The organism is Microbacterium sp. NPDC055442 (assembly GCF_053644215.1).
The window spans coordinates 141,629-156,134 of record NZ_JBSHLF010000004.1 but is presented as its reverse complement, the minus strand read 5'-3'; the positions used below and the strand labels follow the sequence as shown (position 1 = coordinate 156,134).

The 14,506-nt window shown below is 70.2% G+C and carries 11 protein-coding genes; 6 read left to right on the top strand and 5 right to left on the bottom strand.

Features of this window, described 5'->3' with window-relative positions; genetic code table 11:
• The first annotated feature begins 28 nt into the window (after nt 1-28).
• The 3 genes from ACWIBS_RS10445 (at nt 29) to ACWIBS_RS10435 (ending at nt 2,958) form a co-directional block, all read left to right on the top strand.
• Nucleotides 29-775, top strand: a complete 747-nt coding sequence (locus ACWIBS_RS10445) for a succinate dehydrogenase iron-sulfur subunit (protein WP_376126819.1) — start codon at nt 29-31, stop codon at nt 773-775.
• A gap of 69 nt (nt 776-844) precedes the next feature.
• The gene (locus ACWIBS_RS10440) at nt 845-2,071 is read left to right on the top strand and encodes a YihY/virulence factor BrkB family protein (protein ID WP_376126571.1); all 1,227 of its coding nucleotides are present in this window, start codon (nt 845-847) and stop codon (nt 2,069-2,071) included.
• A 35-nt stretch (nt 2,072-2,106) separates the two neighbouring features.
• The gene (locus tag ACWIBS_RS10435) at nt 2,107-2,958 is read left to right on the top strand and encodes an exodeoxyribonuclease III (RefSeq protein WP_376126569.1); all 852 of its coding nucleotides are present in this window, start codon (nt 2,107-2,109) and stop codon (nt 2,956-2,958) included.
• Here the strand turns inward: ACWIBS_RS10435 and ppsA are convergent.
• Nucleotides 2,940-5,321, bottom strand: coding sequence for a phosphoenolpyruvate synthase (gene ppsA / locus ACWIBS_RS10430; protein WP_376126566.1), 2,382 nt, complete (start codon nt 5,319-5,321; stop codon nt 2,940-2,942). The genes ACWIBS_RS10435 and ppsA overlap by 19 nt on opposite strands.
• Before the next feature lie 21 nt (nt 5,322-5,342).
• Nucleotides 5,343-6,218, bottom strand: coding sequence for a pyruvate, water dikinase regulatory protein (locus ACWIBS_RS10425; protein ID WP_376126563.1), 876 nt, complete (start codon nt 6,216-6,218; stop codon nt 5,343-5,345).
• Between the two features lie 574 nt (nt 6,219-6,792).
• Here ACWIBS_RS10425 and trpS point away from each other — a divergent pair.
• Nucleotides 6,793-7,797 carry a tryptophan--tRNA ligase gene (gene trpS, locus ACWIBS_RS10420; protein ID WP_376126561.1) on the top strand — a complete coding sequence of 335 codons (1,005 nt, stop codon included), beginning with the start codon at nt 6,793-6,795 and terminating at the stop codon, nt 7,795-7,797.
• A 67-nt stretch (nt 7,798-7,864) separates the two neighbouring features.
• On the opposite strand, the gene ACWIBS_RS10415 is transcribed toward trpS, so the two are convergent.
• On the bottom strand, nt 7,865-8,719 hold the full coding sequence (locus ACWIBS_RS10415; RefSeq protein ID WP_376126559.1) for a hypothetical protein: 855 nt from the start codon (nt 8,717-8,719) through the stop codon (nt 7,865-7,867).
• Between the two features lie 404 nt (nt 8,720-9,123).
• On the opposite strand from ACWIBS_RS10415, the gene ACWIBS_RS10410 reads away from it, so the two are divergent.
• The gene (locus ACWIBS_RS10410; protein ID WP_376126556.1) at nt 9,124-9,702 is read left to right on the top strand and encodes a GNAT family N-acetyltransferase; all 579 of its coding nucleotides are present in this window, start codon (nt 9,124-9,126) and stop codon (nt 9,700-9,702) included.
• 12 nt (nt 9,703-9,714) lie between these two features.
• A complete protein-coding gene (locus ACWIBS_RS10405; RefSeq protein WP_376126553.1) occupies nt 9,715-10,575 on the top strand; it encodes an Fpg/Nei family DNA glycosylase in 861 nt (286 codons plus the stop codon).
• Between the two features lie 539 nt (nt 10,576-11,114).
• On the opposite strand, the gene glpK is transcribed toward ACWIBS_RS10405, so the two are convergent.
• Both glpK and ACWIBS_RS10395 read right to left on the bottom strand, forming a co-directional pair.
• A complete protein-coding gene (gene glpK / locus ACWIBS_RS10400; protein WP_376126550.1) occupies nt 11,115-12,647 on the bottom strand; it encodes a glycerol kinase GlpK in 1,533 nt (510 codons plus the stop codon).
• 63 nt (nt 12,648-12,710) lie between these two features.
• Complete coding sequence (locus tag ACWIBS_RS10395) at nt 12,711-14,453, bottom strand: glycerol-3-phosphate dehydrogenase/oxidase (RefSeq protein WP_376126547.1); 1,743 nt, start codon at nt 14,451-14,453, stop codon at nt 12,711-12,713.
• Nucleotides 14,454-14,506: the final 53 nt, after the last annotated feature.

The window sequence follows — 14,506 nt, the reverse complement described above, 5'->3', positions numbered from 1 at the left end:
CGAACGCACCGATGCCGACGCGCAGGAGATCGCGCAGAACGCGGCCGAGGACACCGGCATCCAGTCGTTCCTGGTGACCTTCATCATCCGCCGCTTCGATCCCGAGGTCGACGAAGAGCCGCGCTGGGTGGATTACGACGTCGAGCTGTACTCGACCGACCGCGTGCTCGACGCCCTGCACAAGATCAAGTGGGAGGTCGACGGTTCGCTGACCTTCCGCCGCTCGTGCGCGCACGGGATCTGCGGGTCCGACGCGATGCGCATCAACGGGCGCAACCGGCTCGCGTGCAAGACCCTCATCAAGGACCTCGACATCTCGCAGCCGATCTATGTCGAGGCGATCAAGGGCCTGCCGCTCGAGAAGGACCTCATCGTCGACATGGAGCCGTTCTTCGCGTCGTACCGCGAAGTGCAGCCGTTCCTCATCCCGGGCACGAAGGCCGAGCCCGGCAAGGAGCGCATCCAGTCGATCGTGGACCGTGAAGTGTTCGACGACACCACCAAGTGCATCCTGTGCGCCGCGTGCACGTCCTCGTGCCCCGTCTTCTGGACCGACGGGCAGTACTTCGGGCCGGCTGCGATCGTCAACGCGCACCGCTTCATCTTCGACTCGCGCGACGACGCGGGCGACGTGCGCCTGGACATCCTCAACGACAAGGAGGGCGTGTGGCGGTGCCGCACGACCTTCAACTGCACCGAGGCGTGCCCTCGCGGCATCGAGGTCACCAAGGCGATCGCCGAGGTCAAGCAGGCCGTCCTGCGCGGCGGTTCCTGAGCAGATCCCGCGTGCGACCGCATCGAGAGCGAACCGTAGCCCGCGCATGCCCTCGCTAAGGTGATGAGGGTGTCTTCGAGTCACCCGCAGCCGTCCGCCGACGACGACGTGCGCGCCGCCGAGGAGTCGCTGCGCGAGCGGTGGGAGGCGACGCAGGAGAATCTGCGCGAGCGCTTCGACACGCCGATCAACAAGGCGACGGCGATCACGAGACGCACGCTCGGCTGGTTCCCCGTGCGGGTGTGGCGGCACTTCCTGCAGCACAACGGCTTCGTCCTCGCGGCGGGCGTGAGCTATCAGGCGCTGTTCGCGATCTTCGCCGCGATCTATGTCGCCTTCGCGATCACCGGACTGTGGCTCGGCGCGAGCGAAGCGGCCATCAACGGCCTCATCGCCGTCATCAACGGCTACATCCCCGGTCTCATCTCGGACACCCCGGACCGGGGCCTGTTCACGACCGCTCAGGTCACCGAGATCGCCAGGACGAGCGCGAGCGTGCTCGGCGTCACCGGACTCATCGCCCTCGGCGCCCTCATCTGGACCGCGATCGGCTTCGTCACGTTCGCCCGCCGCGCCGTGCGCGACATCTTCGGCATCCGCCCCGACAGCCGGAACTACGCGCTGCTGAAGGCCCGCGACCTGGTCGCGGCGGTCATCTTCGGGGTGGCGCTCCTGCTCGGATCCGCGGCGACGTCGATCGGCACCTGGGCGCTCAGCCTCGTCTTCGACCTGTTCGGGGTCGGCACCCACACGATCTGGTACCAGCTCGGCGTGCGGCTCGCCTCGATCGTCGTCTCGTTCGTGCTCTACACCGGCGCGCTCGCCGCACTCGTGAAGTTCCTCACGGGGACGTCGCTGCGCTGGCGGCAGATCTGGCCCGGCGCTCTGCTCGGCGGCGGCGCCGTGACGCTGCTCCAGGTGGGCGCCGGACTGCTGCTGAGCTATACGCCGCGCAACCCGCTGCTGGCGACCTTCGCCATCTTCGTGGGTCTGCTGCTGTGGTTCCGCATCATCGGCGCGATCATCCTCGTCGCGTCGGCCTGGATGGCGGTCTCGGCGAAGGACGAGAACGAGCCGCTGCTGCACCAGACCGAGGCGGAGCGCCTCGTCGAGGAGCACCGCGCCCTCCTCATCGCCGCGCGGGTGCAGCTGCGCTCGGCGCGGGAGGCCCGGACGGGAGCTCCCTGGTACCGCGCCTGGATCGCGGACCGCGCCGTGCGCGAGGCGAAGACGAAGCTCGCGGAACTCGAAGCCTCCCCTCCCCCGGCACCGCGACGGGGCTCGCTGTTCGAGTGACGGGCGTGTCCGCGCCCGCGGATAGGCTGGCGGGCGTGCCTCGCCGAATCCGCATCGCCTCTGTCAACGTCAACGGGATCCGCGCGGCGGCGCGCAAGGGGATGCTCGAATGGCTCGATCGGGCCGATGTCGACATCATGGCGCTGCAAGAGGTCCGGGCGCCCCGCGAAGAGCTCGTGAAGGCCTTGCCCGGCTGGCGCATCGTCAACGACGAAGCGCTCGCGAAGGGTCGCGCCGGCGTCGCCGTGGCATCCCGCACCGACGCGGTCGATGTGCGCCGCGTGCTCGGCGACGACCCCTTGCTCGATTCGGCCGGCCGCTGGATCGAGGTCGACTTCGACGTCGACGGCGAGCGCCTCGCCGTCGTGAGCGCCTATGTGCCGACGGGTGAGGCCGAGACCCCGAAGCAGGATGCCAAGTGGGCGTTCCTCGACGCGATGGAACGCCGGCTGCCCCGTCTCGCCGCCGAGACCCCGCTCGCGCTCATCATGGGCGACCTGAACGTCGGCCACCGCGAGTTCGACATCCGCAACTGGCGCGGCAACGTCAAGAAGTCCGGCTTCCTGCCGCGCGAGCGCGCGTACTTCGACCGCTTCCTGGGCGAGGTCGGTGCCGATGTGACCGGCGTGGACGGGTCGGCGGGCACGGGGCTCGGCTGGGTCGACATCGGCCGGCGCGCCGCCGGCGACGTCGACGGGCCGTACACGTGGTGGTCGAACCGCGGCAAGGCCTTCGACAACGACACCGGCTGGCGCATCGACTACCACCTCGCGACGCCGGGCCTCGCCGAACGCGTCAGCGACTATCACGTCGTGCGCGCCCCCTCCTGGGACACGCGCTGGAGCGACCACGCCCCCGTCGTCGCCGACTACGCGCTGGGGCGCTGACCCGCCAGGCGCATCCAGGTCTCGACGACCGTGTCGGGATTGAGCGACATCGACTCGATCCCCTGGTCGAGCAGCCACTCCGCGAGGTCGGGGTGATCCGACGGCCCCTGCCCGCAGATGCCGATGTACTTGCCGCGGCGCGTGCACGCCTCGATCGCCATCGCGAGCATCTTGCGCACGGCCGGGTCGCGCTCGTCGAACGTGCTCGCGATGAGCGACGAGTCGCGGTCGAGCCCCAGCGTGAGCTGCGTCATGTCGTTGGAGCCGATCGAGAAGCCGTCGAAGACGTCGAGGAACTCATCGGCCAGCAGTGCGTTCGACGGAACTTCGCACATCATGACGACCTCGAGGCCGTTCTGCCCCCGCACGAGACCGTTCTCGGCGAGCAGGTCGACGACCGCCTGCCCTTCGGTGACGGTCCGCACGAACGGGATCATGAGCTTGACGTTCGTCAGCCCCATCTCGTCGCGCACGTAGCGCATCGCCTCGCACTCCATGTCGAAGCACTCCCGGAAGTCCGGCGAGACGTAGCGGGACGCCCCGCGCCACCCGAGCATCGGGTTCTCCTCGTGCGGCTCGAAGCGCTCCCCGCCGATGAGGTTGGCGTACTCGTTCGACTTGAAGTCGCTCATCCGCACGATGACCGGTTCGGGAGCGAACGCCGCCGCGATCATCGCGACGCCCTCGGCGACGCGCTCGACGAAGAAGTCCCTCGGTGAGGGGTAGGCCGCGATGCGGTCGCCGATCTCGGTCTTGAGGTCGGCGGGAAGCGACTCGTACTCGAGCAGCGCGCGCGGGTGGATGCCGATCTGCCGGTTGATGATGAACTCGAGCCGGGCGAGCCCGACGCCCCGGTTCGGGAGCTTCGCGAACGAGAACGCCTGATCGGGCGTGCCCACGTTCATCATGATCTTGACGGGCAGCTCGGGCATCGCGTCGAGGTGGGTCTCCTCCTCATCGAACGCGAGAGCACCCTCGTACACGAAGCCGTCGTCGCCCTCGGCGCACGACACCGTGACGGATGCACCGTCGGCGAGCCGCCGTGTCGCATCGCCCGCGCCGACGACGGCGGGGATCCCCAGCTCGCGCGCGATGATCGCGGCGTGGCACGTGCGTCCGCCCCGGTCCGTCACGATCGCCGAGGCCTTCTTCATGATCGGCTCCCAGTCCGGGTCGGTCATGTCTGCCACGAGCACGTCGCCGGCCTGGAACTGCTCCATGTGCGCGATGTCGCGGAGCACCCGCACGGGGCCGGCGCCGATCTTCTGCCCGATCGCGCGACCGGTCACGATCACGTCCGAGCGCTCGCGCAGCACGAATCGGCGCATGACGTTGCCGTCGGCGCGTGAGACGACCGTCTCAGGCCGCGCCTGCACGATGAACAGCTCACCGGTGATGCCGTCCTTGGCCCACTCGATGTCCATCGGACGGCCGTAGTGCTCTTCGATCGTGAGGGCCTGGCGGCCGAGCTCTTCGACCTCGGCGTCGGTGAGGCACAGGCGCCGGCGGTCGGCTTCGGGCACGTTCTCGAAAGCCGTCGTGCCGCCGACCTCGGTGCCCGAGGTGTAGCGCATCGCAATCGCCTTCTCGCCGACCTGTCGCTTGAGGATCGCGGGGCGCCCGGCCCGCAGGGCGGGCTTGTAGACGTAGAACTCGTCGGGGTTGACGGCCCCCTGCACCACGGCCTCGCCGAGCCCGTAGGCGCCCGTGACGAAGACGGCACGGTCGAAGCCCGACTCGGTGTCGACCGTGAACATCACGCCCGACGCCGCGACGTCGGAGCGGACCATGCGCTGCACCCCGGCCGACAGCGCCACGTCGTGATGGTCGAAGCCGTGGTGCACGCGGTACGCGATCGCGCGGTCGTTGTACAGCGACGCGAACACGTGCGAGATGGCCGTGAGCACGTTGTCGATGCCCCCGATGTTGAGGAAGGTCTCCTGCTGGCCCGCGAACGAGGCATCCGGAAGATCCTCGGCCGTCGCACTGGAGCGCACCGCCCACGTGACGCGGTCGGGCTCGGGGTCGCCCGCGAGCAGCTGGTCGTAGGCGGCACGGATGTCGCGCTCGAGGTCGGCCGGGAACGGCTGCGCCTCGATCCAGCTGCGCACCTCGGATCCGACGCGGGAGAGCCCCGCGACATCGTCGACGTCGACCGCCTCGACGGCGGTGCGGATGCGGTCGGCCAGACCGTCGTGCGCGAGGAAGGCGCGATACGCGTCGGAGGTCGTCGCGAACCCGCCGGGAACCTTGACGCCCGCCTCGGACAGGTGCGACACCATCTCGCCGAGCGAGGCGTTCTTGCCGCCGACCTGCGGCAGGTCGGACATGCCGATGTCTTGGAACCAGAGGATGCTGCTCATTCGATGACCTCTCGGGGTTTGTCAGGCACCACGCAGTCTCATGGTCTGCATGATGACGGCGGACATCTCCTCGACGCTCTTCGTCGCGGAGTTGAGGAAGGGGACGCGATTGCGTCGGTACAGGTCTTCGGCGCGGCGCAGCTCGAGCGTGCACTGCTCGAGGCTCGCGTAGTGCGAGCCGGGACGACGCTCGTGCCGCACCTGGCTGAGCCGCAGCGGCGTCGTCGTGAGCCCGAAGCACCGCTCGGCGTAGGGCGCGACGGTGCGCGGAAGGCCCTCGGTCGGGTAGTCGTCGTCGGTGATCGGGTAGTTCGCGACGAGCAGGCCGTACTGCAGCGCGAGGTACATCGTGGTGGGGGTCTTGCCGCACCGGCTGGGCGCGATGAGGATGACGTCGGCCAGATCGAGCGCCCGCATCGACTGCCCGTCGTCGTGCTCGATCGCGTATTCGACGGCGCGCATGCGCGCGAAGTACCGGTGCATGTCGCCGACCGCGTGGTACTGGCCGAGCTGCTCGGACGCCGTCGTTCCCAGGGCGCGCTCGAGCTCGGTCAGATGCCCCGCGAGCAGGTCGATCATGACGGCCCGGGCCTCGGCGAGCACGGCGCGCAGCGGCGCCTGCTTGACCGTCGTGAACAGCAGCGGCGAGGCGCCGCGTTCGGCCGCGGCGTCGATGTCGGCGGCGACGGCGCGGGCGCCCTCGAGGGTGTCGACGAACGGGATGGTGTGCCGCTCGAACTCGACGCCGGGGAAGTTGGCGAGCAGGGCGCTGCCGACCGTCTCGGCCGTGATGCCCGTCGAGTCCGAGACGAAGTAGACGGCGCGCCGCGCGAGCGGCACGGGGCCGGTCGTCGGCGCGATGGACGCTGCCGGGTCGATGATGTCGGGGTCGATCACGCTGCTCCTCTGCGCGCGGACAGGGCCGACGCGGGCGCCGACGGGCCCAGCGTAGGGGTCGGACCAGCGGATTCGGCGGACTTTCCGGCATCCGCTCCGTCAAGAACCTCGCTTCTTTCCTCACCCTCAAGAACCGCTGCCGCTACCCCGCCACCCCTGGCGTTTGGGGCGGATTCCCACGGCGACGCGCCGAAGGGTGCGGCGTGTCTCCAGGGAAATCCGCCCCAAACCCTTCGAGAGCACGACGAGGGGCGGCGCCAAGGAGGGGGCGGCACCAGGGAGGGGGCGGCACCGGGGGTGCAGGGGGTCGGCACCAGGGAGGGGGCGGCGCCGGGCGTGCAGGGGGTCGGCACCAGGGAGAGGGCGGCACCGGGGAGAGCGGCGCCGGGCGTGCAGGGGGTGCCGCCGGGGGCCGGGGGCGCCGAGTGGGCCGGGGGGCCGAGCGTGCACGGGGGGCACCAGGGAGGGGGCGGCACCAGGGAGGGGGCGGCCCCGGGGAGGGGGCGGCGCCGGGCGCCCGGGGGGCACCGCCGCGGGGCCGGGGCGCGGCATCCGTTCGCCGTAGGATCGAGGGATGAGCAAACCGCGCCTGTATTCCGGCATGCAGCCCTCCGCCGACTCCCTGCAGATCGGCAACTACATCGGGGCCCTCATGCAATGGCGCGACCTGCAGGAGTCGTACGACGCGGTGTTCTCGGTCGTCGACCTGCACGCCCTGACGCAGCCCAACGATCCGGCCGAGCTGCGCGAGAAGACCCGGCGCACGGCCGCCCAGTACATCGCCGCCGGTATCGAGCCGTCCAAGTCGACGCTGTATGTGCAGTCGCAGGTCCCGGCGCACGCCGAGCTGCAGTGGGTGCTGTCGACGATCACGGGGTTCGGCGAGGCCGGGCGCATGACGCAGTTCAAGGACAAGACCTCACGCTACGGCTCGGACGCGACCTCGGTCGGACTCTTCACCTACCCCGTGCTGATGGCCGCCGACATCCTGCTCTACCAGACCGACATCGTGCCCGTCGGCGACGACCAGAAGCAGCACGTCGAGCTCACCCGCGACCTCGCCGAGCGATTCAACGCGCGCTTCGGCGAGACCTTCCGCGTGCCGGTGCCGGTCATCCAGCGCGACACCGCGCGGATTTACGACCTGCAGAACCCGACCGCGAAGATGTCCAAGTCGGCCGAGTCGGATGCCGGTGTCCTGTGGCTGCTGGATGACCCGGCGGCATCCGCGAAGAAGATCATGCGGGCGGTGACTGACTCCGAAGGGTCGGTCCGCTACGACCGCGAGAACAAGCCGGGGGTGTCGAATCTGCTCGTCATCTACGCCGCGCTGACGGGCCGTCAGATCCCGGCGATCGAGGACGAGTACGCCGGCCGCGGCTACGGCGACTTCAAGAAAGGCCTCGCCGAGGTCGTCGTCGGTGAGTTCGGCCCCGTGCGGCAGCGTGCGCTCGACCTGCTCGCCGACCCCGCCGAACTCGACCGCGTGCTCGCCGCCAACGCCGCGAAGGCCGAGACCGTCGCGAACGCGACGCTCGACACCGTGTACGACCGCGTGGGCCTGCTCCGCCGCCGCTGAGCGGGTTCGGGGCTGGGCCGCCGCTGCCTGCCGGGGTCTGACCGTGGGGTGGGCCGTGCACAACTCCTCATAGGAAGTGCCGCGAGGCCCCTGAAGCGGCCGAACCGGATTTCCGTGAGGAGTTGTGCACAGTTGGGCGTCCGCTGAGCGCGCCGCGAAGCGCGGACATGACCTCGTCGGGCCGGTACATGATGTCCTCGGCCAGGAGTCGGAGCGTGACGTAGCCGGCCTGAGCCGCCGCGAAGTCGCGGCGGCGGTCATCGCGCTGCTGCTTCCAGCTCGAGTGGAAGGCTTTGCTGTCGCACTCGACGATGAGCCATCCGTCGACGAGCAGATCGACGCGGTGGATCTCGACCTGCGCGACACACGAGCTGCCGAGCCGGCGCAGCATGAGCCGCACGAGTGTCTCCGGCCCCGACTCCGCCAGGGGGTCAAGGAACGGGCGGATCGCGCGATACCGCGCGGGCAGAAGACTGAGCACGTCGGCGATCTCCGCCTCCTCCACGAGGCCGAGGTGCCACGCGCTGTCGAGCGTCGCGATAGCGGCGGGGATGGGCTGGCACCGGCAGGCCTGTGCGAGCGCCCCGACGACGACCGGGTTGGCGACGACATCGTCGTCGAGCGACCGCCAGTGCCGGACAACCCCTTTCGGCACGGTGCCGAGCCGACTGGATCCCACCGGTACGACGATGTGCAGCGCAGGACGCTCGAGCACGAACACACCCAGATCGGCCAGGAGCGAGATGCAGTCGGGCTTTCCGCCCAGGCGTGCGGCGCGGACGACGTCGGATGCGGCGTGCGACTCGAGGTAGCGCCCCTTGCGGACGCGGATCAGGTCACCGGCGCGCACAGCGCGGTCGATGCCGCGTCGGGTCATGCCCGACGCGCGCAGTTCGGCGTAGGTGTGCTGTTGTGGATCCATGCCGACCACCGTCGTCCGTCCGCGGCGCGCCCGAGGCCCGCACCCGGATTCTCTGGACAACCCGAGCGGCAGCGGGCCTGAGGAGGAAGCGTGCACAACTCCTCTTGAGCGAACGACCAGGCAGTCAAACCGAGCATGCCGACGCCGCCGTGAGGAGTTGTGCACGCGGCCGCGCGCGTAGGAAGAACGTGCACGCGGCCGCGCGCGTAGGAACAGCGCGCACGCGGCCGCGCGCGTCGGAAGAACGTGCACGCGGCCGCACGCGTAGGAAGAACGTGCACGCGACCGCGCGCGTCGGAAGAACGTGCACAACTCCTCCTGAGCGGACGACCAGGCAGTCAAACCGGGCAGACCGGCGCCGCCGTGAGGAGTTGTGCACGCGGCCGCGCGGGTAAGGTAACCGGGTGGAACCCGTCGTCCTTCACACCGCGCGGCTCGAGCTGTCGCTGCCGACGCCCGACGACGTCGACGCCATCTACGAGGCCTGCCAGGACCTGGACACGCAGCGGTACACCACGGTTCCCTCTCCGTACGAGCGCCGCCACGCCGAGGAGTTCGTCCCGCGCGTCGCCGCGGACTGGGCCGGCGGCGCGCACGTCACCTGGGCGATGCGCGAGGGTGCGACGCTCGCCGGCATGATCGGGCTCTACCGCCTCGACGGCAAGGGCAACGGTGAGCTCGGCTACTGGGTGTCGCCAGGGTCGCGCGGCCGGGGGCTCCTCACCGAAGCCGCCCGCGCCGTCATCGACTGGGGATTCGCGCCCGGCGGTGCCGGACTCGTGCGCATCGAATGGAACGCCGCCGTCGGCAACATCGGCTCCGCACGCGCGGCCCGCACGCTCGGCTTCCGCTACGAGGGCCTACGCCGACGCGCGCTGGTCAACTCCCTCGGCCGCGACGACGGGTGGATGGCCGGGCTCCTCGTCGACGACGACCGCGCTCCGCAGCCCTGGCGGATCCTCGACGGTGTCGGCGGTGCGTGACAGGATGTCGGCATGCCCGAGATGCCCGAGGTGCAGGGGCTCGTCGACTTTCTGCGCGACCGCCTGACCGGACGCACGATCACGAAGGCCACCGTCGCGAACATCGCGGCGCTCAAAACGTACGATCCGCCGATCACGGCGCTCGTCACCGGCGAAGTGACGGATGCCGCACGTCACGGCAAGTTCATCGATCTGTCGACGTCGGGCCCGCACCTGGTGTTCCATCTCGCGAAGGCCGGCTGGCTGCGCTGGTACGACGCACTGCCGGGCACCGTCGTCCGCCCGGGCAAGACGCCCATCGCGCTGCGCGTCGGGTTCGACGACGGGTCGGGCTTCGACCTCACCGAGGCGGGCACGAAGAAGTCCCTCGCCGTTTACGTCGTGCGCGACCCGGCCGACGTGCCGGGCATCGCACGGCTCGGCCCCGACCCGCTCGATCCCGGCTTCGATCGCGCGACGTTCGGCGCACTGCTCGAGGGGCGCCGCACGCAGATCAAGGGCCTGCTGCGCGACCAGTCGGTCATCGCCGGAGTCGGCAACGCGTACTCCGACGAGATTCTGCACGCGGCGCGCATGTCGCCGTACGCTCTCGCCTCGAACCTCACACCCGATGACATCGACCGTCTTTTCGGCGCGATGCAGTCAACCCTCGCCGACGCGCTGGCCGAAGCGTCGGGCAAGCCGCCCGCCGACCTGAAAGACGCCAAGCGACGCGGGATGCACGTGCACGGCCGCCGCGGAGAGCGCTGCCCCGTCTGCGGCGACGAGGTGCGCAGCGTCTTCTTCGCCGACAACTCGCTCGAATACTGCGCGACGTGTCAGACCGGCGGCAAGATCCTCGCCGACCGTCGGCTCTCCCGCTTGCTGAAGTAGACGCGACCCGGGTCAATGCTGCGCAGCAGCGTTGAGGCGGGTCGCGTCTAGGTCGAGTAGACCGCCGCAGGCGGTCGTATCGAGACCTCAGCCGCCCCGCGTCTCGATACGCCGCTCCGCGGCTACTCGACGAACGGAACGGCACGGCGCTCGCGTCTCGATACGCCGCTCAGCGATTCCTCGACGACCGGGAACGGCGCGGCGACCACGTCTCGATACGCCGCTGCGCGGCTACTCGACGACCGGAAAGGAACGACGCGGCGACCACGTCTCGATACGCCGCTCCGCGGCTACTCGACGACCGGAAAGGAACGACGCGGCGACCACGTCTCGATACGCCGCTCCGCGGCTACTCGACGACCGGAAGGGAACGGCGCTCGCGTCTCGATACGCCGCTCCGCGGCTACTCGACGACCGGAAGGGAACGGCGCTCGCGTCTCGATACGCCGCTTCGCGGCTACTCGACGACCGGAAAGCCACGACGCTCCCCTCGAGATACGCCGCGTCGCGGCTCCTCCACGGCCGGGAAAGGCGGCGCCTCAGCCCGCGGTCGTGCCCATCAGCACGCGCGCGTCGTCGTCGACCCACTCGAGCGACTTCGTCACGGCCTTCTTCCATTGGCGGTAGCGACGGCGGCGTTCGTCCTCGCCCATGCGCGGCTCGAACCGGGCGTCCTCGCGCCAGTGTGCGCGCAGCTCGTCGCGCGACGACCACACGCCCGTCGCGAGGCCTGCCGCGTAGGCAGCGCCGAGCGCGGTCGTCTCGATGACCTCGGGCCTGACCACCGGCATCCCGAGGATGTCGGCCTGGAACTGCATGAGCATGTCGTTTCGGGTCATGCCGCCGTCCACGCGCAACTCCGTCAGCTGTCGTCCTGCATCGGCCACGACCGCCTCGATCACGTCGCGCGACTGGAATGCCGTCGACTCGAGCGCCGCGCGGGCGATGTGGGCCTTGTCGACGTAGCGCGTGAGACCGACGAGGGCCCCGCGCGCATCGGGCCGCCAGTACGGGGCGAACAACCCCGAGAACGCCGGCACGAAATAGGCACCGCCGTTGTCGTCGACCGTGCTCGCGAGCGTCTCGATCTCTTCGGAGCGGCGGATGATCCCGAGGTTGTCGCGCAGCCACTGCACGAGCGACCCGGTCACGGCGATCGATCCCTCGAGTGCGTAGCGCGCCGGCTCGTCGCCGCACCGGTAGGCGACCGTCGTGATCAGGCCATGGCGCGAACGCACGATGTCGGTGCCCGTGCTGACGAGCAGGAAGTTCCCCGTGCCGTACGTGTTCTTCGACTCGCCCGCGTCGAACGCGGTCTGCCCGAACGTCGCCGCCTGCTGGTCGCCGAGGATCCCCGCAATCGGGATGCCGCGGGCCACACCGGGCAGCCGCACCTCGCCGACGACCTCGGACGACGAGCGGATCTCGGGCATCATCGCCCGCGGAATCCCCCACACGGCGAGCATGTCGTCGGACCAGTCCAGGGTGCGCAGGTCCATGAGCAGCGTGCGGCTCGCGTTCGTGACGTCGGTCACGTGGATCGCACCGCCGTCGCTGCCGCCCGTGAGGTTCCAGATGACCCACGTATCGGGGGTGCCGAAGAGCAGATGCCCCGCTTCCGCTGCTTCGCGCGCTCCCGCGACGTTGTCGAGGATCCACGCGATCTTCGACGCCGAGAAGTAGGTCGCCAGCGGCAGTCCCGTGACATCGGAGAACCGATCGATCCCGCCGTCGGCGGCGAAAGCGTCGACGCGCGGCTGCGTGCGGGTGTCCTGCCAGACGAGCGCGTTGTGCACGGGGCGGCCGGTGCGCCGATCCCACACGATCGCCGTCTCACGCTGGTTCGTGACCCCGACCCCCGCGACGTCGACCGCGGCTTCGGCGAGCGCGGCCGAGACCACCCACTCCGTGTTGATCCAGATCTCCACGGGGTCGTGCTCGACGCGGCCCGCGCGCGGCAGGATCTGCTCGTGCTCACGCTGCGCGGTCGAGACGATGCGGCCCTCATCGTCGAACACGATGGCACGCGTCGAGGTCGTGCCCTGATCGATCGCCAGGATGTGGCGGCTCACGTCGTCCTCCTCGTCACGTGCGTCCGCCCGCGGACGCACGGCTCAGGGTATCGCGGCACGCGATCAGGTCCGCGCGGGGGAAGAAGAGGGATGCCACGTCGGATCGGCCGCGTGCACGCGCGCGAGCGCGCGGTCGATCTCGCCACGCCGGGTCGCGGCATCCCACCCGAGAACAGGGGCGATGGCATCGGCGATCTCGGTCGCTGACGCCTCGGTCACCGCGCCCGTGAAGGCGAGGCTCGTGCGGCGCTGCAGCACGTCGTCGAGGTGCGTGACCTGCTCGCTGCGGACGAGGTGCCGCAGCTCGCCCGTGCTGTAGCCCGCGGCGGTCTCGAGGGGCCGGTCATCGGGGTCGGACACGATCGCCTCGATGACGTCGGCGGCGACCGTGCCGTAACGGTCGAGCAGCACGGCGGCTCGGGCTGTGCCGAGCCCCGATTCGTTGAGCTCGATCCACTGGTGCCGCGCGCGTTCGGTCGTCGGGAAGTTGCGTCCGCCGCCGATCGGCCGCCCCTTCGTCGAGCGCCGGCGAGGGTGCGCGAGCAGTTCGAGCGCGCGGTCGGCGAGGTGCTCCGCCGAGGCGCGGAACGTCGTCCACTTTCCGCCGACGAGGCTGAGGACGCGCGGCCCGGCGTCGCCCGCGAGCGGGGCCGACTCGATGCGGTAGTCGCGCGACACGAAGCCGGGAGCGAGGTCGCCGTGCCCGGGCAGCGGTCGCACCCCCGAGAACCGGTACACAATGGCCGACCGGTCGACGGTGACGCCCGGAAGCACGTGTGCGATGAGGTCGAAGAAGTAGTCGACCTCCTCTTCCGTGCACACGATCGGGTCGGCCATGTCGTGCTCGAGGTCGGTCGTGCCGACGAGCACGCGCCCCTTGAGGGGGTAGATGAGCACGATCCGGCCGTCGCTGTGCTCGAAGAAGAGTTCGCGCCCACCGGTCGCGGCGAGCAGCTCCGGGTCGTCGATCACGATGTGCGAGCCCTTCGTGCCGCCCATGTAGGTCGTCGGGTCGCCCAGCGCGAGGTTGGTGATGTCGGTCCACGGTCCGGACGCGTTCACGATGACGGATGCCGCGAACGCGACCTCGTCGCCGGATTCGACGTCGCGCAACACGACCCGCTCACCGTCGGCGCCGACGGCCGCGGTGTAGTTCGCGGAGCGGGCCCGGTCGCCCCCGGCGTCGCGTCCGTCGCGGAGCAGGTCGAGGGCGAGCCGCTCGGGGTCGTGCAGCGACGCGTCCCAGTAGGTCGCCGTGTAGCGCACGTCGGGATTGAGCTGCGGCAGTTCGGCCAGCGAGCGCTTCCGGCCCCGGAAGGTGTGACGCGGGACGCGTCCGCCGCTGCGCGAGAACGAGTCGTAGATGACGAGTCCGATCTTGATGAGCACGGCTCCGCGCTCGCTCGCCTTGCCGGCGCCGTGCCGCAGGAATCGCAGCGGCGCGCTCAGGATGCCGGAGAACGTCGAGTAGATCGGGATCGTGGTCTGCAGCGGTCGGACGTAGTGCGGCGCAATGCGCAGGAGGGCGTTGCGCTCGGTGACGGCTTCGTGCACGAGCCGGAACTCGCCGTTCTCGAGGTACCGGATGCCGCCGTGGATCATGTGCGACGAGGCCGCGGAGGCGCCGCTGACGAAATCGCCGCGGTCGACGAGGGCGACATCGACCCCCTGCAGCGCGAGGTCTCGGAACGTCGCGATCCCGTTCACGCCGCCGCCGATGATGAGGACGTCGGCGTACGGCCGCTCGGCCAGCTCGTCGAATCCGCGCTGCTGCATGATCCCTCCCGTGCCCTGTGTGGCCTCCATCCTCCCACCGCTGAGCGTTGTTGCATCCGGATTGCACACACGTGCACAATCGG